This is a genomic window from Propionibacterium ruminifibrarum (assembly GCF_900289195.1).
GTDB lineage: Bacteria > Actinomycetota > Actinomycetes > Propionibacteriales > Propionibacteriaceae > Propionibacterium > Propionibacterium ruminifibrarum.
On the sequence record NZ_OMOH01000002.1, the window covers coordinates 25,705 to 48,259 of the forward strand.

At 67.2% G+C, this 22,555-nt stretch carries 22 protein-coding genes; 5 read left to right on the forward strand and 17 right to left on the reverse strand.

What is annotated here, in order from left to right:
* Positions 1-105 precede the first annotated feature (105 nt).
* Positions 106-1,494, reverse strand: coding sequence for a glycine--tRNA ligase (locus PROPJV5_RS02140; RefSeq protein WP_182858538.1), 1,389 nt, complete (start codon positions 1,492-1,494; stop codon positions 106-108).
* Between the two features lie 238 nt (positions 1,495-1,732).
* On the opposite strand from PROPJV5_RS02140, the gene PROPJV5_RS02145 reads away from it, so the two are divergent.
* The 5 genes from PROPJV5_RS02145 (at position 1,733) to PROPJV5_RS02165 (ending at position 6,196) form a co-directional block, all read left to right on the forward strand.
* Positions 1,733-2,695 (forward strand): metal ABC transporter substrate-binding protein, encoded by a 963-nt coding sequence (locus PROPJV5_RS02145; protein ID WP_119714704.1) that lies wholly within the window; start codon positions 1,733-1,735, stop codon positions 2,693-2,695.
* 123 nt (positions 2,696-2,818) lie between these two features.
* Complete coding sequence (locus PROPJV5_RS02150) at positions 2,819-3,610, forward strand: metal ABC transporter ATP-binding protein (RefSeq protein ID WP_119714705.1); 792 nt, start codon at positions 2,819-2,821, stop codon at positions 3,608-3,610.
* 1 nt (position 3,611) lies between these two features.
* Positions 3,612-4,568 (forward strand): metal ABC transporter permease, encoded by a 957-nt coding sequence (locus PROPJV5_RS02155; protein ID WP_119714706.1) that lies wholly within the window; start codon positions 3,612-3,614, stop codon positions 4,566-4,568.
* A complete protein-coding gene (locus PROPJV5_RS02160; RefSeq protein ID WP_119714707.1) occupies positions 4,558-4,998 on the forward strand; it encodes a Fur family transcriptional regulator in 441 nt (146 codons plus the stop codon). The genes PROPJV5_RS02155 and PROPJV5_RS02160 overlap by 11 nt, the downstream gene beginning before the upstream one ends.
* Positions 4,999-5,296: 298 nt before the next feature.
* Positions 5,297-6,196, forward strand: coding sequence for a tyrosine-type recombinase/integrase (locus PROPJV5_RS02165; RefSeq protein WP_119714708.1), 900 nt, complete (start codon positions 5,297-5,299; stop codon positions 6,194-6,196).
* 45 nt (positions 6,197-6,241) lie between these two features.
* Here PROPJV5_RS02165 and PROPJV5_RS02170 read toward each other — a convergent pair whose 3' ends face one another.
* The 16 genes from PROPJV5_RS02170 to PROPJV5_RS12500 all read right to left on the reverse strand — a co-directional run bounded on the left by PROPJV5_RS02170 (position 6,242) and on the right by PROPJV5_RS12500 (position 22,552).
* A complete protein-coding gene (locus PROPJV5_RS02170; RefSeq protein WP_119714709.1) occupies positions 6,242-7,591 on the reverse strand; it encodes an MFS transporter in 1,350 nt (449 codons plus the stop codon).
* Between the two features lie 213 nt (positions 7,592-7,804).
* Complete coding sequence (eutH, locus tag PROPJV5_RS02175; RefSeq protein ID WP_119714710.1) at positions 7,805-8,953, reverse strand: ethanolamine utilization protein EutH; 1,149 nt, start codon at positions 8,951-8,953, stop codon at positions 7,805-7,807.
* Positions 8,954-9,152: 199 nt separating this feature from the next.
* On the reverse strand, positions 9,153-9,794 hold the full coding sequence (locus tag PROPJV5_RS02180) for a cupin domain-containing protein (protein WP_119714711.1): 642 nt from the start codon (positions 9,792-9,794) through the stop codon (positions 9,153-9,155).
* Positions 9,795-9,843: 49 nt separating this feature from the next.
* Positions 9,844-10,146 carry a BMC domain-containing protein gene (locus PROPJV5_RS02185; protein WP_119714712.1) on the reverse strand — a complete coding sequence of 101 codons (303 nt, stop codon included), beginning with the start codon at positions 10,144-10,146 and terminating at the stop codon, positions 9,844-9,846.
* A gap of 295 nt (positions 10,147-10,441) precedes the next feature.
* Complete coding sequence (locus tag PROPJV5_RS02190) at positions 10,442-11,923, reverse strand: aldehyde dehydrogenase family protein (RefSeq protein ID WP_119714713.1); 1,482 nt, start codon at positions 11,921-11,923, stop codon at positions 10,442-10,444.
* Between the two features lie 24 nt (positions 11,924-11,947).
* Positions 11,948-12,604 (reverse strand): ethanolamine utilization microcompartment protein EutL, encoded by a 657-nt coding sequence (eutL, locus tag PROPJV5_RS02195; RefSeq protein WP_119714714.1) that lies wholly within the window; start codon positions 12,602-12,604, stop codon positions 11,948-11,950.
* Between the two features lie 21 nt (positions 12,605-12,625).
* Positions 12,626-13,543, reverse strand: a complete 918-nt coding sequence (gene eutC, locus PROPJV5_RS02200; RefSeq protein ID WP_119714971.1) for an ethanolamine ammonia-lyase subunit EutC — start codon at positions 13,541-13,543, stop codon at positions 12,626-12,628.
* A 14-nt stretch (positions 13,544-13,557) separates the two neighbouring features.
* Complete coding sequence (locus PROPJV5_RS02205; RefSeq protein WP_275403695.1) at positions 13,558-14,928, reverse strand: ethanolamine ammonia-lyase subunit EutB; 1,371 nt, start codon at positions 14,926-14,928, stop codon at positions 13,558-13,560.
* 37 nt (positions 14,929-14,965) lie between these two features.
* The gene (locus PROPJV5_RS02210) at positions 14,966-16,441 is read right to left on the reverse strand and encodes an ethanolamine ammonia-lyase reactivating factor EutA (RefSeq protein WP_119714715.1); all 1,476 of its coding nucleotides are present in this window, start codon (positions 16,439-16,441) and stop codon (positions 14,966-14,968) included.
* 624 nt (positions 16,442-17,065) lie between these two features.
* The gene (locus PROPJV5_RS02215; RefSeq protein WP_119714716.1) at positions 17,066-18,496 is read right to left on the reverse strand and encodes an aldehyde dehydrogenase family protein; all 1,431 of its coding nucleotides are present in this window, start codon (positions 18,494-18,496) and stop codon (positions 17,066-17,068) included.
* Positions 18,493-19,557 (reverse strand): cob(I)yrinic acid a,c-diamide adenosyltransferase, encoded by a 1,065-nt coding sequence (locus PROPJV5_RS02220; protein WP_119714717.1) that lies wholly within the window; start codon positions 19,555-19,557, stop codon positions 18,493-18,495. The genes PROPJV5_RS02215 and PROPJV5_RS02220 overlap by 4 nt, the downstream gene beginning before the upstream one ends.
* A 2-nt stretch (positions 19,558-19,559) precedes the next feature.
* Positions 19,560-19,832 (reverse strand): EutN/CcmL family microcompartment protein, encoded by a 273-nt coding sequence (locus tag PROPJV5_RS02225; protein ID WP_119714718.1) that lies wholly within the window; start codon positions 19,830-19,832, stop codon positions 19,560-19,562.
* Positions 19,833-19,836: 4 nt separating this feature from the next.
* On the reverse strand, positions 19,837-20,694 hold the full coding sequence (locus PROPJV5_RS02230) for a flavoprotein (RefSeq protein ID WP_119714719.1): 858 nt from the start codon (positions 20,692-20,694) through the stop codon (positions 19,837-19,839).
* Entirely contained in the window at positions 20,694-21,536 is an 843-nt protein-coding gene (gene eutJ, locus PROPJV5_RS02235) for an ethanolamine utilization protein EutJ (protein ID WP_119714720.1), read from the reverse strand. Before eutJ ends, PROPJV5_RS02230 begins: the two co-directional genes overlap by 1 nt.
* A gap of 101 nt (positions 21,537-21,637) precedes the next feature.
* A complete protein-coding gene (locus PROPJV5_RS02240) occupies positions 21,638-21,916 on the reverse strand; it encodes a BMC domain-containing protein (RefSeq protein WP_119714721.1) in 279 nt (92 codons plus the stop codon).
* Between the two features lie 18 nt (positions 21,917-21,934).
* Complete coding sequence (locus tag PROPJV5_RS12500; RefSeq protein WP_182858539.1) at positions 21,935-22,552, reverse strand: BMC domain-containing protein; 618 nt, start codon at positions 22,550-22,552, stop codon at positions 21,935-21,937.
* Between the last annotated feature and the right edge of the window lie 3 nt (positions 22,553-22,555).

The following is a 22,555-nucleotide window of genomic DNA, read 5'->3' on the forward strand; positions in this document are numbered from 1 at the left end:
CGATGCTATCGCCCGCGCCGCCCGCTTCCACAGGGCCGCGTCGGCGCGGGCGAACGGCACCGAACCGCAGATCCCGACCGGAGGGACCGGGCGGCGGAGCCGGACTCAGCAGCCGACCAGGCGGGTGGCCAGGTAGTCCCTCACCTGGGAGATCGCGATGCGCTCCTGCGTCATGCCGTCCCGTTCGCGCACCGTCACGGCGTCATCGTCGAGGCTGTCGAAGTCGACGGTCACGCAGTAGGGCGTGCCGATCTCGTCCTGGCGGCGGTAGCGCTTGCCGATGGCCTGGGCGTCGTCGAAGTCGATGTTCCAGTACCCACGCAGCTCATCGGCCAGCGAGCGGGCCTTGGGCGAGAGCCGCTCGTTGCGGCTCAGCGGAAGCACGGCCGCCTTGACCGGTGCCAGGCGCGGATCGAGCCGCAGGACGGTGCGCTTGTCGACCCCGCCCTTCGTGTTCGGCGCCTCGTCCTCCGTGTAGGCGTCGACGAGGAATGCCATGAGGGAGCGGGTCAGGCCGGCCGAGGGCTCGATGACATAGGGCAGGTAGTGCTCGTTCCTGGCCTGGTCGAAGTAGGTCAGGTCGGCGCCCGAGTGCTTGGCGTGCGTCCCCAGGTCGAAATCGGTGCGGTTGGCGATGCCCTCGAGCTCGCCCCAGTCACCGCCTGCGAAGCCGAACCTGTACTCGATGTCGACGGTCCGCTTGGAGTAGTGCGAGAGCTTCTCGGCGGGGTGCTCGTAGAACCGCAGGTTCTCGTCGGCGATCCCCAGGCCGGTGTACCACGCCCTGCGATGATCGATCCAGTACTGGTGCCACTCCTCGTCGGTGCCCGGCTCGACGAAGAACTCCAGCTCCATCTGCTCGAACTCGCGGGTGCGGAAGATGAAGTTCCCGGGCGTGATCTCGTTGCGGAAGCTCTTCCCGGTCTGCGCGACACCGAACGGGGGCTTCATGCGCGTGGTGTTGAGGATGTTCTTGAAGTTGATGAAGATGCCCTGGGCCGTCTCCGGGCGAAGGTAGTGCAGCCCGGACTCGTCCTGGACCGGCCCCAGATAGGTCTTGAGCATCATGTTGAAGTCACGCGGCTCGGTGTACTGGCCCCTCGTCCCGCAGTTGGGGCAGGGCACCTCGGCGAGATCGACCGAGTCCGGGTCGGCGATGTCCTTGCGGTTCGCGTACTCCTCCTGAAGCTGGTCCGCGCGGAACCGCTTGTGACAGCTGAGACACTCGACGAGGGGATCGTTGAAGACGGCGACATGACCAGAGGCGACCCACGCCTGCGAGGGCAGGATGACGGAGGAGTCCAGACCCACCACGTCGCCGCGGCTGGTGACCGTGGAGCGCCACCACTGACGCTTGATGTTCTCCTTGAGCTCGACGCCCAGGGGGCCGTAGTCCCATGCCGCGCGGGTACCGCCGTAGATCTCACCGCACGGGAAGACGAATCCACGCCGCTTGCACAGGCCGATGACCTTGTCGAGTTTGCTCTCTGCCACTGATGGCTCCTTCGTCACGCCGGATGTCCCGGCTACGGGCCGATACCTGGCTGGCACCGGCTGCGGGCCCACGGGCCCCGACCCATCATGCCCGAAGCATGCCCGCCACCATGTCGGCGCGCCGCTGCGCGGACATCCGAGTCACGGGCCGCGGGCGGTGCGAGGCGCGAAGCTGAGGACAACCTCAGTTTTTGCGAATCATTTGCATTTCTGTGACCATCGTCTCAGAATGGTTCTCATGAAAGACCGACTCCTGCGTGCTCCCCGCCATGCCGTCGCCGCCGCCCTGGCCTGTGCCCTTGCCCTGACCGGCTGTTCCTCGGGCTCGTCGGGGGCGGACACCGACACGGTGGACGTGGTCGCGGCCTTCTACCCGTTCCAGTTCGTCGCAGAGCGGGTCGGCGGCGAGCACGTGCACGTCTCCAACCTGACCCAGCCCGGCGCCGAGCCGCACGAGCTGGAACTCACCGCCCAGCAGATCGCCTCGATCGGCCAGGCCGACCTCGTGCTCTACCAGACCGGGTTCCAGGCCGCGGTCGACGAGGCCATTGCGCAGAACACGCCGAGGGGCGCGATCGACGTGGCGTCGATCGTCACCCTCCAGGACCCGGCCGGGTCCATCGACCTGACCGACGGCGAGGAGGACTCCGAGGGTGAGCACGACGAGGACGGGGACGAGTTCACCAAGGATCCCCATGAGTGGCTCGACCCGCAGAACATGATCACGATCACGAACGCGGTGCGTGACAGGCTCAGCGAGCTGGACGCCGACCATGCCGACCAGTACGCGTCGAACGCCGAGACGCTCGTCGAGCAGCTCCAGCAGCTCGACTCCGACTACTCGACGCTCAGCAGCTGCCAGCAGAAGAGCTTCGTGACGACGCATGCGGCCTTCGGCTACCTCGCCACTCGCTACGGCCTCAACCAGATCAGCATCGCCGGGCTGTCCCCCGACGAGGAGCCGTCGCCCGCACGTATCGCAGCAGTGCAGCAGCTGGCCAGGGAGAACGGCGTGACGACGATCTTCTACGAGACCCTCGTCTCGGACAAGGTGGCCAGTTCCATCGCGGGTGATCTCGGATTGACCACCGACGTCCTCGACCCCCTCGAGGGCATTACCGACGAGTCGAGGGGCAGTGATTACATCGAGGTCATGCGGTCGAATCTGGCCGCCCTCGAGACGGCCAACCAGTGCGGCTGACGTTTCCCGCGTCGCCCGCTCCGTCGTGCGTTGGCGCCCGCCCCTGGCGGGCGCCAACGCACGACGCGCATCCAGCCGACCGGCCGGCACCGGACCCACGGCAACAGCAGGAAGAAGAGCACCATGACCATCGGAAGCGAGGACGTCCTGGCCTGTCGTGACCTGTGCGTCAGCCTGGGCGGGCACCAGATTCTCGTCGACATCGACATGCAGGTGCGCCGGGCCGAGGCGGTCGCCCTGCTCGGCGCCAACGGCTCGGGCAAGTCGACCCTGGTCAAGGCGTTGCTCGGGCTCGTACCCATCAGTGCCGGTACCGTCTGGCTGTTCGGCGAGCCGTTGTCCCGGTTCACTCAGTGGCAGCGCATCGGTTACGTGCCGCAACGGGGGCAGTCCTCGGTGGCGAACGCGACCGTCCGCGAGATCGTGTCCACCGGCCGCCTCGCCCATCGCCGAGCATTCCGCCGGCTGAGCGCGACTGACCGGGCAGTCATCGACGAGTCCCTGGAACGCGTCGGCCTGTCGGCGCGGGCCAAGGACCCGATCGGCATCCTCTCCGGCGGTCAGCAGCAGCGGGCGCTCCTCGCGCGAGCCCTGGCCAGCCAGGCCGAGCTCCTGGTGATGGACGAGCCCCTGGCCGCCCTCGATCTCGACACCCAGAAGAGCCTCACGGAATTGTTCGGCACCCTCACATCGGACGGCCTGTCGATCCTGGTCGTCCTGCACGGACTGGGGCCGATGGCCCAGATCATCGACCGCTGCGTCATGCTCCGCACCGGTCACAAGGTCTACGACGGCCCGCTCGAGCCGAGTGATGCCAATGGAACCGGCGGTCACCACCGCGCCGCGCCCGGGCCCGAACCCTATCTGCCCGATCCAGGGCTCGTGAGACCACTCGACACCGGAGAGGGACACTGACATGTCGATCTTCGCCCTCGCGTTCATGCAGCGGGCACTCGTCGCAGCGCTGCTCTCCGGCATCATGAGCCCGGCCGTCGGCACGTACATCGTCCAACGGCGCCTGTCACTGCTCGGTGACGGTCTCGGCCACGTCGCCATCGCCGGCGTCGGCCTGGCACTGATCACCGGCTGGGCCCCCACCCCCGTGGCCATCGTCGTCTGCGTCATCGGCGCCGTGGCGATCGAGCTGGCTCGTCAGAGCGGCCGGGCCCCAGCCGATGTGGGCCTGGCGATCCTGTTCTACGGCGGGCTCGCCGCCGGCGTCCTCATGGCCGGGATCTCGGGCAAGGGCTCCGGTGTGCTCTCGCAGTACCTCTTCGGTTCGCTGACGACGGTGAGCGCCTCGGATGTCATCGTCGTGGCTGCCATGACACTCGTCATCGTGACGCTCTGCCTCGGTCTGGCGCCTCAGCTCTTCGCCGTCTGCGCCGACGAGGAGTACGCCCGGAGCCAGGGGCTACCGGTGCGAGCGCTGGAACTGTGCATCGTCGTCATGGCGTCGGTGGCCGTCGCAGTGTCGATGCGCACCGTCGGGCTCCTCCTGGTGAGTGCCATGATGGTCGTTCCGGTCGCGGCCGCGAACAACCTGGTGACCGGCTTCAGACGCTCATTGACGGTGGCTATGGGCATCGGTCTGGCGGTCAGCGCGGTCGGCGTCATCGGCTCCTTCTACTGGAACACGGCGCCCGGCGCGACGATCGTCGTGAGCGCCATCGTCGTCTTCATGGTCAGCACGCCGATCGGGACGCTGTTGCGTCGCAGGAGGTCGCTGACGAGCGAGGATGACCCTATAGTGAGAGCTGCAGGTGGGCACGTCCGCACCGAAGGCACCACCCCCGCCACCGACCGCGGTTCCTCGGAGCAGCTGCCCGACTTCCCGATATCGCAGATGGAGAGAAAGGCCGATGAGCGCTGAGAAGTCCACGTCGCAGGACACCAAGACGCCCCCGCGCAACACGCGTCAGCGCCGGCTCATCAAGCAGACCCTCGGCGAAGGACGGGATTTCAGGACCGCCCAGCAGCTGCACGCCGAGCTGGTCATGGCAGGCGAGCACGCCTCCCTGGCCACCGTCTACCGCGTCCTGAACTCGCTGGCCGACAACGGCGAGGCCGACACATGGCGCACGCCGGAGGGCGAGATGGCCTACCGGCGCTGCCTGACGATCCGCCACCACCACCACCTGATCTGCCGCACCTGCGGGCGCACCGTCGAGATCAGCGGCGGCCCGGCCGAGAAATGGGCCGAGGCGATCGCCGCCGAGCACGGTTTCACCAGCCCCGAGCACCATGTCGAGATCTTCGGCACCTGCCCCGACTGCACCGCCCAGGATCCCGAGAACACCTGACCCGCTGACCGCCCCCGCACGGGGCAGGGAGCCCCTCGCGGTGCGGATCACCCCATGACCGAGCGCCTTCGCCGGGCCCGAGCGTTCCCGGCCCGGCGGGCAGGCGATATGATTTGCACAACAGAACACATCACCTTTGCGAGGGAAGCCGGTGAGAAACCGGCACTGACGCGCAGCCGTGAGCCAGCTCAACGCTGGCGAGTCGGAATGCTCGCTCTGGTGATCAAACCTTCTACCGCTGTCGCGAATGCACCGGTGACCGTGATGTCACCGTGCTCTGCAGCGAAAGGATGACATCATGAGCGCCACGAGCTGGCACATTGAACAGCCCCGTGGGGGCGAATCGGGTTCGACACCCCTCCTTCATCTTCTGCCCTCCACCCAGATGACCCCCCGCCTGGACACCTACCTCCACGTATGGCTCGCCACACGCGCCGGCTCCGTCGCCGACAAGACCCTCCGCACCGATCAGGACCTGCTCCGCCTCATCCCGCAGTCCTACCTGAGTCAGGACCCCCGCGCCCTCACCCAGCCGGCCGTGAGCAGGCTGCTCGCGCGGTTCCGCTCGCGGGGACTCAGTGAACTCTCGGTTCGTCGTTACCGCGCCAGCCTGTCGTCGTTCTTCAGCTGGCTGCGGGCTCAGGGAGTCATCGACGACTCCCCCATGCCCCAGCAGCCGACGCGCCAGCCGGTCAAGCAGGCCACCTCCGCGATGCCGTTCACGGCGCCCGAGTTGCACGCCGCGTTCCGGCTGTGGCAGGCAAGGGATCGCCGGCTGGCACTGGTCATGCTCGTCCTGGCCCACACCGGCCTGCGCTGGGCCGAGGCTCGCGCCCTGCTCGTCTCGGACGTGCACCTGCGCGAGGGCTGTCTGGTCGTCCGCCGGTCCATGCCCGAGGGCGTGAGCACTCGGGAGTTCGGTCCCGAGCTGATCCGCCGCGTGCCGCTGTCGAAGTGCGCGACTCGTGCGCTGGCCGAGCTCGTTGCCGGCTCCCGCCCGGACCAGCTGGCCATGACCACCGACCGCGGCTGCCAGCTGCACCGCACCTCGGTGCTTCGCGCGCTCGACTGGCCGCACACCGGGCAGGGCCGCCGCCTCGTCGACCTGCGCCACACCGCCGCACAGCTGTGGCTCGATTGCGGCCACTCCCCCGCTCAGGTCCGCACCTGGATGGGGCACAGCCTCATCACCGGGTAATCGCCTCGGCACGGGTGCCGGCGCGCCGAGCGGGTCGGCGCCCGGTCACTCGATCATGTCCTGGCTCTTGAGTTCGGGCAGGAACAGGGCGGAGACGGCCGCGATGACGAAGCTCACCGCGAAGACGGTGAAGACGAGGGCGTACCCGCCGCGCAGGATGAGCGGCACGACGAGCGGGGCGATGATACCGGCCACCCGCCCCACGGCAGAGGCCGCGCCGGTGCCCGCCCCGCGCAGGGCAGTCGGGTAGATCTCGGGTCCGATCGCGTACAACGCCCCCCACGCCCCCAGGTTGAAGAAGCTGAGCGCACAACCGGCGATCATGATGCCCGCCGCACCGGATTGCAGGCCGAACACCATTGCCGAGACCCCCGAGGCCAACAGGAAGCTCGCCAGCGTCGGACGCCTGCCCCAGCGCTCGATCAGCCAGGAGGCGACCGCATAGCCAGGAAGCTGGGCCAGGGTGATGACCAGCGTGTACCCCATGGAGTGCACCAGCGAGTGCCCCTGACGGTAGAGCAGGGTCGGCATCCAGGTGAAGGCACCGTAGTAACTCAGGTTGACGAAGAACCAGACCAGCCACAGGGCGGTCGTCGAACGGCGGTGCGCCGGGGCGAACAGGGAGCGGGTGCCCCTCCCCTTCGGCGACGCGCTCAGCGGCGTGGCGGAGACCGCCGTCGCCTCGTCGACCTCGGGTTCGACACCGGCCGATCGTTCGAAGACACGGACGGAGGCCTCCGCCTGCTCAAGACGCCCGGCCGACTCGAGGAAACGGACCGATTCGGGTAGGCCGTGCCGGACGACGAGTGCGTAGACGGTCGGGACGATGCCCACCAGCAGGGCCCACCGCCAGCCGGGCCACCCGCCAATGGTCCGGGGAACGAGGAAGTACCCGAGCAGGGCGGCGAGGATCCACCCCAGGGCCCAGAAGCTCTCCAGCCAGACGACCATGCGCCCTCTGATGCGTTGCGGTGCGAACTCGCTGACGAGCGTCGAGGCGACGGGCAGCTCGGCCCCCAACCCGAGGCCCACGATCAGCCGCAGGCAGATGAGCATGGCCACACCCGTGGAGAAGGCGGCCGCGCCAGTGGCGATGCCGTAGACGAGCAGTGTCAGGGCGAAGACGTTCCGTCGGCCCAGCCGGTCGGCGAGCAGGCCGCCGACCGATGCGCCGATCATCATGCCGACGAAACCGATCGAGCCGATCCAGCTGAGCTGCCCGTTCGAGAGCCCCCACTGGGCCGCCAGTGCCGTCATGACGTAGCTGATGAGGCCAACGTCCATGGCATCGAGCGCCCAGCCGACACCGGAACCGACGAGCAGCTTTCCGTGCTCGGACGAGAAGGGCAGTCTGTTGAGGCGCTCGGCCCGTGTTGGTAGTTCTCCGGCCGTCATGATGACTCCTCCATGTCGCAGAGTCGGATCACCGAGGTTTTCGATACTTAGACGATAACACTCCTGTCGGTCATCCGGTCATCACGATCCCAAGTTTTTGACTTGCCATCGCAAACATGGTCTCAGCGGACGCACGAAGCCCGTCCCCAGCAGCTGGGGACGGGCGATCCGCACCAGGGTCGGGGCATCAGCCCCGGCGGATGGGCGTCGTGGTCAGTCGCTAGCCCTGGCCGCGGCGGTCCCCTCCTGCTCGGCGCCCTGGTTCTTGTGCGCCGTGGGCAGGGTCTTGCCGAAGAGGAGCAGGACCAGGGCGATGGCGGTGACGCCGCCGACTGCCTTGCCGATGATGACCGGGACGATCATCGTGCGCTCGGCGCCGGCGACGAAGCCCAGGTGGTCGCCGAACATGAAGGCCGCGCTCACTGCGAAGGCCGCATTGACGACCTTGCCGCGGGGATCCATGTCCTTGAAGATCTGGAACATCGGGATGTTGTTGGCCAAGGTGGCGATGAAACCACCGGCTGCCGACTCGTTGATCCCGATGAGCCGGCCGACCCTGCCGAGCGGTTTGCCGAGCAGCCTGATGATCAGGTGCACGGCGGGGAAGGCGCCCATCAGCATCATGGCGATCGAGGCCACGATGGAGAAGCCCTCGGTGACCGGGGTGAGCTCCCAGCCCTCCGGCATGATCGCGACCCCGGTCATGAACTCGAAGACACCGATGGCCAGGCCGACGGTGATGACGATGACGAGGATCCTGCCGAAGATCTCGAATCCCCTGGTCATCTTGTCGGGGAAGCGCCACAGACCCAGGGCGATGAGGAGGGCGAAGATGATGATCGGCACCAGGTTGCGCAGGATCATGACCGGGCTGTAACCCGCCACGAGACCGCCGACGAAGACGCCGACCGGGACGGTGACGACACCGGCGAGGATGCCCTTGGACAGATAGCCGCGGTCCTCCTTCTCGATGATGCCGAGGGCGACGGGGATCGTGAAGACGATCGTCGCGCCCATCATCGAGCCGAGGATGAGACCAGACAGCTCGGCCGCCTCCGGTGTGGCGGACATCTCCTGCGCCAGCGGCCAGCCGCCCATGTCGATGGCGAGCAGCGTCCCCGCGAACATGCCGGGGTCCGCCCCGAACAGCTGGAAGACGGGGTTGATCACCGGGTTCAGGATCTTCGCCAGGTCAGGCGCCAGGCACACGATGCCGACCATCGAGATCGACAACGGGCCCATTGCATTGAGGCCCTCCTCGAACTGCTCGCCGAGGCCGAACTTGTTGCCGATCATCCGGTCGATCGCACCAAGCAGCATGCAGATCATCAAGATCCACACGATGACTTCATTGGCGTCCATGGGTCATCCACTCCTCACATCATTCTGTGTCGCGATGGGAATCAGGTCTGCCGGGTTGTGGTCCGAACGAGGCGCAGCCACGTCGGGGCTGTCCCGGCCGACAGGTCCGGGATCATTCGAATGCGTCCGCCGGCACCGGCGGACGGGGCTCACGCGGAGGCCCCCGCCCGGGCCCCTGGGCCCGGGTCGGCGCCGATCGTCACCGGCCCTCCGCCCAGTTGGAGGGGAAGGTGACGTAGACGAACTTGGCCCAGGAAGGAGTGCCGAAGGTGATGGCGGAGCCCTTGGGCACGTAGAGGACGTCACCGGCACGGCCCACCCGCACGCCAGAATCGGTCCCGATGTGCAACTCCCCCTCGAGCACGACCTGCACCTCGTCGTAGGTGAGGGTCCAGGGGAAGGTACCTGCGGTGAGAGTCAGGTAGCCCGCTGCGAGTGGACCGTCCTCACTGGTGACCACGTCGACGGCCTGGACCTGCTGGTCCGGGCCCGGGCCGGCGAACGGGAAGTCCTCGAGGACGGCCTCGGACTGCCGGCACAGCTTGACCTGCCCGGCACGCCCCTCGCCATTGGCGGTGTCGCCGCCGTCCTTCGCGAGAACGGAGGCGATGACGGACCGGACGATATTCGTCAACGCGTCACCGTCCGGGGACGGGCCCTGGACCGCCGGGGCGGGGGCGGCGGGAGGCGCCGCCCGCTGCTCGCCCGCCCGCTCGATCCTGATGCCCCTGGCGGTCGCCTCCTCGGCCGCCAGGGGCGTGACGAGGTCCCGCTCTCCGATGACGAGACGTCCGTCACGGGCGTCCTCGAGGTTCCTCACGGCAATGACGTGACGACTCATCTCAACCACTCCGATCGCTCACTGGCCGGGGACAGGGCCGTTCGTGGGACTACTGGGCGTTCGCCTCGCCGACGTGCGGGAGGATCAGCTCGACGTCGGTGTGCGGACGCGGGATCACGTGAACCGAGACGAGCTCGCCCACTCGGCCCGCCGCTGCGGCGCCGGCATCCGTGGCGGCCTTGACGGCTCCGACGTCGCCGCGGACCATGACGGTCACGTAGCCCGCACCGATCCGTTCCTTGCCGATGAGACGCACGTTCGCGGCCTTGACCATGGCGTCGGCCGCCTCAATCGCTCCGATCAGTCCCTTAGTCTCGACCATGCCGAGCGCGGTCATCTGGAAATCAGCCATTGTGGTACTCCTTCGGATGTGTTTCCCGGGACGATCCGCCGTCCCCGGGGTCTGCTCTGTTTCGGTTTCGTCCTGCGCTGCCGGCGGGCGCCCTCCGGCCGGAGGAGCGTCCGTCGTCTGGGACCCGGGGCCCTGCCCCGAGGTCTTCTCGACCGGGGCGGCTCCTGAACCGCCCGCGGTCATGTCCTCACCGGACTTCTTGCGTGTCCTGGGCCGCTTGGGCCCGTCCGTCACCTGGTCGGTGGAAGCCGCGGGCGGTGACTGGGAATCAGTGGTCATCAGTCCTGGACCTCCCCTACTGGCGTGTCAGTTCCCTGAGCACCCGGGACACGATGTCGTCGATCGAGGACGCGTCGAGCCCCACGGCCGGGTTCGGGCGAGCACCGTTGATCACACCGCCGTAGGCCCTCGCGGCGGCGGGTGCGTCGTTGAGGTGGTAGGCGATCCGTTTGATGTTGAACAGGTGCTCGACCGAGACGTTGTCGCTGATCACCGCGCCGCCGACACCCCCGGGCGCGAGGGTGAAGGAAGGAGTGAGTCCGGTGGTGAAGCCGACCGCGCCGAGCGAACCCCACGTGTTGACCATCATGCGGAAGGCGGGCTTCTGAAGGGCGAAGGCCATGACGACCTCCTCGTCCGCGGCGTGCACCGAGACGCTGTGGCCGGCACCGTACTTCAGCAGCTCGAAGGCCTTCTCGCAGCCCTCGCGCCAGCCGTCGACCGTGGTGAAGCCGAGCAGCGTGGTCAGCTTCTCCTGCGAGATCGGGTGCTGCGGGCCGATCTCGGTGAGCGGCGCCACCAGGATGCGCGCATCGGGGGGAACCTCGATCCCGACCTGGTCGGCGATCTGCTGGGGGGTGCGCCCGACGAACTTGGCGTGCATGAGGCCGTTGGGGCGGAACATGCCGGCCGTGACGGCCCTGGCCTGGTCGGCGCTCAGCCAGTGGGCGCCGGCCGCCTCCATGCAGGACTTGAGTTCCTCGGCGATCGGTGCGTCGGCCAGCACCGACTGTTCCGTTGCGCAGATCGTCGAGCAGTCGAAGGACTTCGACTCGACGATCATCTCCGCCGCCCGCTTCACGTCGGCGCTGCGGTCGACGTAGCACGGGTTGTTGCCCGGCCCCACGCCGATGGCGGGTTTGCCGCAACTGTGCGCCGCGGTGACCATGCCCGGACCGCCCGTCGCGAGGATGAGCGAGACCGTCGGGTGGCGCATGAGCTCGTTCGTGCCGGCCAGACTGACCTCGGTCATGCAGCCCACCAGGCCGTGCGGCATGCCGGCGGCCTCGCCGGCCTCGACCATGACGCGCACCGCCTCCGACGTGCTCTTGATGGCGGTGGGATGAGGCGCGATGACGACGCCGTCGCGTGCCTTCACACTGATGAGGATCTTGAAGATGGCCGTCGAGGTCGGATTCGTCGAGGGGGCGAGTGCGGCGATCACGCCCACCGGGTAGCCCACCTCGATGATCCGCTTGGCGGTGTCGTGGCGCAGGACGCCGCAGGTCTGGACGTCCTTGATGGCGTCCCAGCAGCCCTGCGCGGCGAACTCGTTCTTGAGCCGCTTGTGCTCGGCGAAACCGAATCCCGTCTCGTCGTGGGCCAGCTGTCCCAGGCGGGCGGCGTTCGCCATCGCCGCGTCGACCATGGCCTGGCAGATCCGGTCCACGTCGGCCTGCTCGGCGTACTGGAACGAGCGCATGGCCTCCTTCGAGGCCGTCACCAGGTCGCGCGCCTGCTGGATGGACACCAGGTCGGCGTCGAAGTGCCCTGTCATGTCGTCTCCCTTCTTCCGGACGCCTCAGTACTGCCTGGGGTTGGCGGCGACCTCGAGGACACCCTGCTGGAAGGCCGAGCAGGCCGCCTGGCAGGCGCTCTGGGAACCGCTGAGCAGACCACCGGAGAAGTTGGTCTCGGACGGCGGCTCGTACCAGACCCTCATCTCGACCTCGGCCGCCTTCATCGCGAGGTCGAGGGCATAGGTGGCCTCCAGCGGAGGAGCGATGAGATAGGCCAGGGACTGGCCCTGCGGGATGCCGGCCTGAGCGCTCAGATAGGAGCCGGTGCTCGAGATCAGGTGCGGGAAGAAGGTGAGGTCCCCGGCCTCGTCGGCCGTGTAGAACCAGGCCTCCTGCTCCGCGTAGGAGACGCACGCATCCAGGCCCGCGCGAGCCTCGGCCGGGTTCGGCGCCGCGAGGATACCGAGGATCTCACCGGACAGCGGTCCCGAGGGGTAGCCCGAGCCGGCGTAGAAACTCTTCGCGTAGACGACCTCGACCTCGGCGAACTTGGTCGCCTCGTCCAGCGCCGTGTACAGGGCGTCGTCGATGTCGCAGGTGACGAAGGCGATGGAACGCTGATCGGGCCGCAGGTTCAGTTTCTCGGCGAAACCACGGTCGACGCTGGCGATGACCTTCGTCGCCAGAATATTCGGTTTGACGGGATCAAGAATTGCCATGATGAGGACTCTCCTGGGGACTCATTCGCCGGAACTGTTGAGGATTTCACGCAGCTTGATGCCGCTCGCCGAGTACTTGATCATGCGCTTGACGTAATCGACGATGTAGGCGCCGGCCTCGAGGGGATTCGTCCCGCCGTGCACCGTGATCATGCAGATGAGGTCGCGGTCGGCATCGCTCTTGCCCTGCTCCGGATCGAAACCCATGTAAGCGCTCATGGCATCGGCGATACCGAGCCCCGGACGTTCCCCGAGCAGCAGCACGATGACCTTCGCATGGATGATCGAGTTGATGTCGTTCATGATGCCGACACGGCAGTTCTCGACGAAGAAGGGCGTGCCGGTGCTCAGCCCGGCAGCCGCCAGGCCCTTGGCGATGACCGGGTAGATGTTGGGCAGGTTGTTCGTCACCGCGGCGGCCGACAGGCCGTCGCCGACGACGATCTGGACGTCGGGATTCTTGACGCACATCTCGTCGACGATCCTGCGGCCCTCATCGCTGAGCCGGCGGCCGAGATCGGGACGCAGCAGGTAGACCTCGCGATCGGCGGCGGCCGACTGCACGGTGAACAGGTCGAACTGCTCCTTGGTCTCCTCGCCGACGACACCGTAGATCGCGTCCTGCGTCACACCGTGGTCCGCCTGGAAGAGCAGGAGGGTCTCGGTTCGCGGCCGTGCCCCGGCCCGTCCCACGCAGATACGGGCACTGGTCGAGGCGATCAGGTTGCGGGCGCCCTCGGGATCGGCCGGGTTCTCGATCCCGCAGCGGGTACGCATCTGCGGCGTGGTCGGGTCCGGCAGGTCGATGACGAGATCGGAGTCGGACGTCCCGGGCTGCTGCGCCAGGGCGACCCCGCCGGAGTCAGTGACATCATTCCCGGCCTCCAGGCGCCGCAGCTCCGCAACGATCCTGGCGACGATTTCTTCCACGTTGTCCATGTCGTTCACCACCCTCATTTCCCAAGAAAGATTGTCGCGTCGCCCGCCTTGGCGGTCAGTTGACCGTTCTTCCACAGGCCCATCTGCTCCATCCACGCCTCGAATTCGGGCAGCGGACGGTAACCCGTGGCCTGACGCAGCGAGGCGATGTCGTGATAGCTCGTGGTCTGGTAGCTCAACATGGCGTCATCACCCATCGGGATGCCCATGATGTAGGAGCCGCCGGCGACCGCGAACAGGACCATCAGGTTCTCGATGTCGTTCTGGTCGGCCTTCGCGTGATTCGTGTAGCACACGTCACAACCCATCGAGATGCCCGTGAGTTTGCCCATGAAATGGTCCTCTAGCCCGGCCCTGGTGATCTGCACCGAGTCGTACAGGTACTCGGGTCCGATGAACCCGACGACCGTGTTCACCTGGTAGGGGTCGTAGCGCTTCGCCAGGGCGTAGTTGCGGGCCTCCATGGTCAGCTGATCGGCGCCGAAATTGGCGTCGGCGGACAGGGCGGATCCCTGCCCGGTCTCGAAGTACATGTAGTTGGGGCCGGGCGTCCAGCAGTACTTCTTGGCCAGCTCGTAGGCCTCGTCGAGCTGCTCGACGCTGGTTCCGAAACTCTCCATGGCCTTCTGTGAACCGGCGATCGACTGGAAGATCAAACCGGCCGGGGCGCCGCGACGCAGGCATTCCATCTGCGTGGTGACATGGCCGAGGACGCAGTTCTGGGTGGGAATCTCCCAGTCGTCGATGACCTCCTTGGTCATCTCGAGCAGACGGGAGATGCTCCCCACCGAGTCGTCGGAGGGATTGATGCCGATGACGGAGTCACCGGAACCGAAGGAGAGACCGTCATAGACAGCCGCCCGAATTCCGTCGACGGAGTCGGTCGGATGATTGGGCTGCAGCCGTGATGCGATCGTGCCGCGCAGGCCCATCGTATTGTTGCAATGAGTCACGACCTCGATCTTCCGCGCCGCATAGATGAGGTCCATGTTCGACATCAGCTTGCAGACCGCGGCAACGATCTCACCGGTCATCGCATTGCTGATGCGACGGATCATCGCGCCCGTGGTCTCATTCGAGAGAATCCACTCCCTGAACTCACTGACGGTCCAGTTCTTGATCTCCCCGAAAATCGTCTCGTTGACACCGTCGTCGATCGCGCGAGTGACCGAGTCCGCATCATAGGGGACGACCGGATTGTCCCGCAGGACACCGAGCGGGACCTGAGCCAGGACCTCCTTGGCCGCGACGCGTTCAGCGGCGGAACCGGCCGCGATACCGGCCTGCTCGTCGCCGGATTTCTTCTCATTGGCCTTGGCCAGCAACTCCTTGATCGAATTGAATTCATAAGTCTGACCGAATAATTTGGTTCGGAGCAGCATCATCCCACCACCTTGGCACTGACAAAACGAATTGTTTTCCTCATGACTTCTCATCCTGTTCGGTATAGAACACCAGTGTTTTCACGGATACCGGAACGACCCTGTCGTCGAACATCGGCTCACCGATGTCGATGAAATCCCCTTCGCTCAGGTCCACCTGGTCGACAACGATCACCGGCAGGTCCGGATCGCTGATGTTGATCGTCTGTCCGATGACCTGGGCGAAGTCGTGCTCGATCACCAGAACGAGGGGCAGCCCGGGTTTGATCAGCCTGGCCGCGAAGGCCGCGCACCCCTGCGCCACCGCGGTCATCTCGGCGTAGTCCAGGCCGGCCGGCAGGTCGAGGCTCACCGCCCACGGAATGTCGGGGTCCTGGCCGGACCAGCGGTGAACGGCCGCGGTCAGGGCGTTCTCGACCTGGGACGCATCGGCCAGCGAACTCACCGAGTCCGTCAGGTGCGGCTCGATGACCGGCAGGCTCCTCAACGGCAGGATGGTGCGGTCCGTCCAGATCGTGGAGCCGGACAGGGCCACGTGCTGACTGGCCGCGCCGAGCACCGTCGCGCGCAGGGTCTGCGCCGGTTCGCGCACCGGCAGCCGTTGCAGCCGCAGGTTCTCGCGCAGGGACTTCGCCAGCAGGGGGCCGACATCGCCGTACCGGGCGATGTCGGTGAGACTCTCCGCGGGGTGATTGGCGTAGTAGAGACTGCCCACGCCGCCGGAGAGGAAGTACGCGGCGACGTGATCGGGAAGATCCATCGGGGGGCTCAGGGCCAGGCTGTTCCCCAGCGGCGTCGTGTCACCGGTCATGAGGTCGACGATGACCTCGGCCATCGTGTCGGTGAGTTTGCGCAACGAGTGGAGCGAGGGGCGAGACCCCTCGACGAGATCGTCCAGGTGCAGGGCATCGGCGATGATCCGCCCCGATGGCGCCAGGTGGACGAGGACTCCGCTCTCGGGGTCGAGCAGCACCTGCCGACCGCCCACCATGGCGGCCGAGGAACTGACATGGTTCCCGGCCGAGAAGACCGCGGCGTTGGCCGAACCGCCGCCGATGTCCACGTTGACGACGGCGCAGTAGTGCGACGCCGACCAGTCGCAGGCGCCCGAGCCGCGCCCGGCGATCTGGGATTCGAGATTGGGGCCGGCGACGGTGACGACGAAGTCGCCGGCGACATCGGCGAGACCGCGCAGAATCGCCTCGGAATTGTGCTTGCGGGCGGACTCACCGGTGATGATGACGGCACCGGTTTCGATCCGTTCGGGGGAAATTCCGGAGCGTGCTATCTCGGCGCGCACGAGCCCCAGAAGCGCGTCGACGTCGATCTCCTCAGGACTGTTGAGCGGGGTGATCACCGGTTCGCTCTGGTAGAGAACCTCGCGGGCACCGACGTCGAGCCGCGGAATCGCACCCGCCCGGCCACGCCTGGTGATGGTCAAGCGGGACAGGACCACCTGCGTCGTCGTCGTGCCGACATCGATACCGATGCTCACCAGGTCGTCAGGGTGCTGCATCGCCCCACCCCTCGAGAAGCCCGCGGCGGCCCGCCGCCGACCGGTGGAACGTGAGTTCGTGCACGGAAGAGGGAGTTCGTGACGGGTACGTGACCGGGACACCGCCATGCAGCGCCGACAGATGTCGCGACCCCCGGCATCGCAGGCCATCGGACGGCTTCGGCAGGGGCCGCCGCGCGTCACACGGAACCGGCTCTGCGAAGGAGCGAAGGAGCAGGTGGGAGACCGGCCCGGGGAGATTGTCCAGGGGTGTGCGAGCAGACCCCTGGGGTGATTCCACCCCGATTGTCGCGACTGCCTGACCGATTGCTCTGGCGATTCGCACTTGACCCCCTTTTTTACGAGGATGAAAGTGTGTTCAGCGGGCTATCGGAAATGGTCGTCTGTCAACAAATGTCGTCGCGCCCGAGTCTCTGGTTCACAAAAATTAATAACCTTCTCACTTGATTGAAGAAGCATAGCCGACAAGCCTCCCGAGGTCCAATCCGGGTCCCGGGACTTGGCCGACAGTGAAACCAAGAATTATTACCGGAGCAATGTCGCGATACCGAATACGTGACTGGTTGTCAAGGTGGCCTCGCTGCTGTTCGGCGAGGCCACCTCGGGAAAATCGACTGGCCGAGATCAGCGCACCGACAGGCTGCCCTTGAGGACGCAGCGGCGACGACGCGCGAAATTACGCGCCGAGGTCAGGCCCTCACCGGTCGGACCTGCGATGGTGAAGGTCGGGTAGCCCTCACCGCCGATGCCGATGCCGTTGTAGGACGGGCCGTTCTTCACGTAGATCGTGGTCTGGATCTTCTTGCCCATCTTGGTCAGGGCCTTGACGTCGAGGGAGTGCATGATCGCGGTGTGCCGGTTGCCGTGTTCGGCCTCGACGGCCTTGTCGATGGCCTCGTCGACGTTCTTGACACGGACGATGCCGAGAATCGGCATCATGAGCTCGGTCTGGACGAAGGTGTGCTCGAAGGGCACCTCGGCGATGAGCAGGCGGGTGCTCTCGGGCACCTCCAGGCCGGCCTCGGCGGCGAGTACGCAGGCGGGCTTGCCCACCCACTTCGCGACGGCATGGCCGTCCTTGGCGACGAAGGATGCGAGCCTGGCGATGACAGCGGGGTCCTTGATCTCGACGGCGCCGTGCTTGAGCATCTCGAACTTGAGCAGATCAGTGATCGAGTCGACCGCGATGACCTCCTTCTCGGCCGTGCAGGGCAGGTTGTTGTCGAAGCTTGCTCCGTCGACGATGTCCTTGGCGGCCTGCGGGATGTCGGCGGTGGCGTCGACGACGGCCGGGGGGTTGCCGGCACCCGCGCCAATGGCCTTCTTGCCGCTGGACAGGACCGATTTCACGATGCCGGGGCCGCCGGTGGCGACGAGCATGCGCACCTTCGGGTGGGCCATCATGGCGTTGGTGTTGTCGATCGAGGGCTTCTCGACGGTGGTGATGAGGTTGGCCGGGGCACCGACCTCGCCCAGGGCCTTGTTGATCCTGCGGATCAACCAGTGGGTGAGCCTGGTGGCACGCGGGTGGGGGCTGAACACCACGGCGTTGCCGGCGGCCAGCATGCCGATCGAGTTGTTGATGATCGTCTCGGACGGGTTGGTGGTCGGGGTGATCGCACCGATGACGCCGAAGGGCGAGAACTCGATGGTGGTCAGGCCGTCGTCGCCGCTCCAGGCCTCTGTGATGATGTCCTCGACGCCGGGGGTCTCCAGCGCCGCGTAGCGGTTCTTGAGGTACTTGTCGTGGGCGTTGCCCATGCCGGTCTCCTCCACGGCGGCCTCGGCCATGTACGTCAGGGCCTCGTCGTCGGAGCAGACGTTGCGGATCGTCTGGATGTAGCACTTGCGGTCGCGCATCGAGCAGTCCAGGTACTGGCGCCATGCCTTGTCGGCCGCCTCGACGGCGTCGTTCATGTCGGTGAAGATGCCGTCACCCGTGGCGCTGGGGGCAGCCGCGCCGCCCTGGGCGGTCAGCCCGCTCGCCTGCCGCGCCACGACCTCCTGCACGGTCTCACGAACGACCTTCGAGATGAGTTCGGGGCTGATGGTCATGAGCGGCTCTCCTTCTGTGCTGTTGCCAATGCGTACGTGATGATCGACTCGTCCTGGTCGGGCGTGCCGCCGGAGACGCCGATGCCCCCGGCGAGCTCGCCGTCGACGAAGACCGGGAGGCCTCCGCCGAAGACGACCACGCGGCCGTTGTTGAAGTTCTGGATGCCGGGAATCTCCCCGCCCGGGCCCGAGAGATCCTTGAGTTCGGCGGTGGGTCGCCCGAAGGCGGCCGCGGTGAACGCCTTGCTCTGGGCCGCCTCGATGCTCACGAGCAGCGATCCGGCCATGCGTTCCAGCAGCATCAGGTTGCCGCCCTGGTCGACCCCGGCGAAGACGCAGGGCACGCCGACCTCGGCGGCCTTCTGCTCGGCGGCCTCGGCCAAGAGCTTCAGCGTGGCCAGGTCGTAGCGGGGAAGGGCGCTGCCGCCCCGTGCGTCGGTGACCGTCGAGCCCTCCTCCGGTCCGTTCGGCGCTGCGGCGCCCGCGGGCGCCGCCAGGGTGCGCTCGACCGCCTCGCGCACCAGCTGTTCGACGTGGGCCAGGTCATGGCGGTGCTCGGCCAGGCGGGCCAGAGCGTAGAGCGCGTCGGACAGGCGGTTGAGGTACTTGATGACATCCGGACGGATCTCCTCGTACTCGCCGGCGGTCAGTACGCGACGTTCCGCGCGGCGCACGACGGTGCGGGCCCGGTGGAGGATGCCCGAGATCTGGTCACGGCCCGGCACGACGAAGTTGCGCTGGGGGCCGGTCACGGCCAGGCACTCGTCGATGAGGTGCTCGAGCTCGGTGACGTCGTCCGCGCCGATCTTGTTGTCGAGGATCTCACGCCCTGCCGCGTCACTGGCCAGTTCGGCGGCCAGCGTGAACAGGCGCTGCTGGATGTGGTGCAGCGTGGCGCGGATCGTGGGATCGGTCATCGCGGCCTTGGCCTCGCCGATCGTGGAATTCGCCTCGTCGACGGTGCCGTAGGCCTCGACGAGCGGGGACTGCTTGGGGACGCGGGAGCCTCCGAACAGGCCGGTCATGCCCTTGTCACCGCTGCGGGTGTAGACGTTGGGCATGCTCAGACTCCCCCGAGTTCGACGGTGTCGACGATGCCGACGATCGTGGAGTCGATCGGCGAGTCGGAGCGTGATGCCGCGAAACGCGCCGAGGAGCCCTTGGTGACGATGACCGTGGCGCCGATGCCGGCCCCGACTGTGTCGACGGCGATCTCGGGGCGGCCAGTGGGCTTCTCCTCGGCGTCGAGAGGCTGGACCAGGAGCAGCTTGAACCCGACCAGTCGTTCATCCTTGCTGGTCGAGACGACGGTGCCGCGTACCGTGGCGAGGAACATGTCTTCAGGCCTCCCTGACGATCGTGATGGAACGCGCGCCGGCGATGTCGGCGGCCATGGCGGTGATCTTCGCCGTGGCCGGGACCCGGAGCACAGTGCCTTCGGGCAGACGCTGGACGACGCGCTGGCTGATGAGTTGCTGCTGCACCGCGACGGCACGGGCTGCCGGGGCGGGGGCCGGTGTGGGAGCGGACCCGGCCGGTGCGGCCGGGGCGGCGGCGGGGGCCGGGCAGGCGCCCAGCCTGCGCAGCAGCTCGTGGCGGCTCATCCGCAGAGCCGTGGTGATCGGGGAGATCCTCGCGTGATCGATCCGCTCGTAGGCGGCCAGGACGGTGCGGGCCAGGGCACCGGCCCGGGCGGTGCGCACGCCGAAGCCGCGGAGCGTGCACAGGTTGTCGCGCATCATCTGGGCATAGCCCTCGGGGATCGCGCCGAACCAGCGCTGCTTGTCGGGATCGTCGGGATCGCAGGCCGAGGACGAGACGACGACGGGTTTGCCGGCCAGCAGGTAGTCGTTCATGAGATTGCTTCCCAGGCAGTCCGCCACGCCATGCGCGGTCTTGGCCGCGATGTTCTGGGTGAGGGTCGGCACGATGAGCATGTCGTGGCTCCCGGTCAGCTGCCTCGTGGCGACCGTCATACCCAGGGCGCCGATCAGGTCCTGGTCGAGGATGCGCTCTGCGCTCGGGGTCTGGACGAACTCGAGGTGGACGCCCTCGCCGATCAGCATGGCGAGTTCGGGAATGGTCTTCTCGAAGCCGATCAGTGCCCCGGTGAAGAGCACGAGGGCTCTACGGGGCGCCGGGGTCACCAGTTCGGCAAGGGTGCTGCGTATGACTGCGCGCACGTCGTCGGCATTCATCAGTGAGTCTCCTTTGCCGTCATCGGGATGCCCAGCGGGGTCACGAACAGGGGTTCGGCCGGACGCAGGACCGGGCGCCCGAGACGCGCGGCGAACACATCGGGGGCGTTGGGGAAGGAACTGGAACCGCCCACCAGGTAGACGATGGGCACGTCGACGCCCTTCAGGGAACGCTCGGCGATCGAGGCCATCTTGTCGAGGGTGGGCCGGATGATGCCCACCACGTCATCGCGGCGGGCCGGGTCCTTCTTCATGGCCTCGGCCTCCTCGTAGGGCACCTGGTAGGCGCCCGACAGGACGAGCGTCATGTGATGCCCGCCCGTGGCCTCGTCGACGGACAGCTTCACCCGGCCCTTCTCCAGGACGGAAACGCCCGTGGTGCCGTGACCGATGTCGATCACGCAGCCGTCGGCGATGCCGAGGGCACGGGCTGCGGCGACGGGCTCGTCGACGACCTCGGCGACGTCCAGGTCCGAGGCGACCACGACGTTCTCGAAGACCTTGACGTCGCCGGCCGCGATGCCCGGCGGGATCGACACGGAGGCCTTGTCGAAGTGGTGGCCCAGACGCTCCTGCACGTCGTTGGTGAGTGCGCGCACCGCGCTGGTGGCGCCGGCCCAGTCGACGACGACTCCGTCGCGGACGACCGTCGAGTGCACCCATCCCCCGGCGACGGGCCGATCGTCGGCGTCGACCACAGACACGACGATGTTGGCGGTGCCGAGGTCGATGCCGAGCCGCAGCTCGCCCTCGTACTCCTCGACATCGCCGGTGCGCACGAGATCGGCGAATCGATGGATCATCCGCTCTCGCTCGGACAGTGCCGTCGTGTCTGTGGTCATGTGCCTCACCTGATCCGTTGGACGTCGTCGCAGCCGTGTACGGTCATCGTGGCGTGCGGAACGTCCGACCGCTGCGGCTGCTCGTTCACTCTCATGCCGCCTCAGGCCTTGGACGGCAGCAGCTTCTCCACGTCGTTGTGCGGGCGCGGGATCACGTGGCGGGAGAGGACCTCCTCGCCCACGTTCGTCGCTGCGGTGTACCCGGCGTCGACGGCGGCCTTGACCGCGCCGACGTCGCCTCGCACCATCACGGTCACCAGTCCGGCGCCGACCTTCTGGTAGCCGATCAGCGTCACATTGGCGGCCTTCGTCATGGCATCGGCGGCCTCGACGGCTCCGATGTAACCCTTGGTCTCGATGAGACCGAGTGCTTCACCCATGGTTCTTCCCTCCTCTGGTTATTTCTTCTCGGCCTGCGGCTTGTCGTCGCCGACAGACGTCTTCTTCTGGCTGGACGAACGGGACGTCGTCCTCTTGGCACCCTGCGCCCCGGCAGCGGCGGGTGACTTCTTCGCCTCTGCACCCTCCCCGGCTTCCGAGGCCTGCTCAGCGGTCACCGCGTCGGCGTCGGCGGCCGTCTTGGCCTCGGCGACCGGCGTCTGCTCCTGCTCGGCGACCGCCTTGCTCTCAGTGGCCGACTGCTGCTCCTGCTCGGCGACCGCCTTGGTCTCGGCGGCCTGCTTGGCCGCCTGTTTGGCGGCCTGATCCACCGAGGTGGGCGCGCCGAGACCGACGGTTGCCGGGGACAGCACGACACCACCGAGCTGCGTGTTCGGCCGGGGAATCACCGAGACCGCGAAGACCTTCGACACCTGGGCAGCGGCGCTCCGGGCAGCTGCGATGGCGGACTGGACGGAGGAGACCTGGCCCTCGATCTTCACGGTGACCATGCCTGCGCCGTCAGTCGTCTCGTAACCGATGAGCCGGACGTCAGCCGATTTCACCGCGACGTCGGCGGCCTCGATGGCCGCTGGCAGACCGAGGACCTCGATCTCGCCCAAGGCGTTCGTGAGCATTGT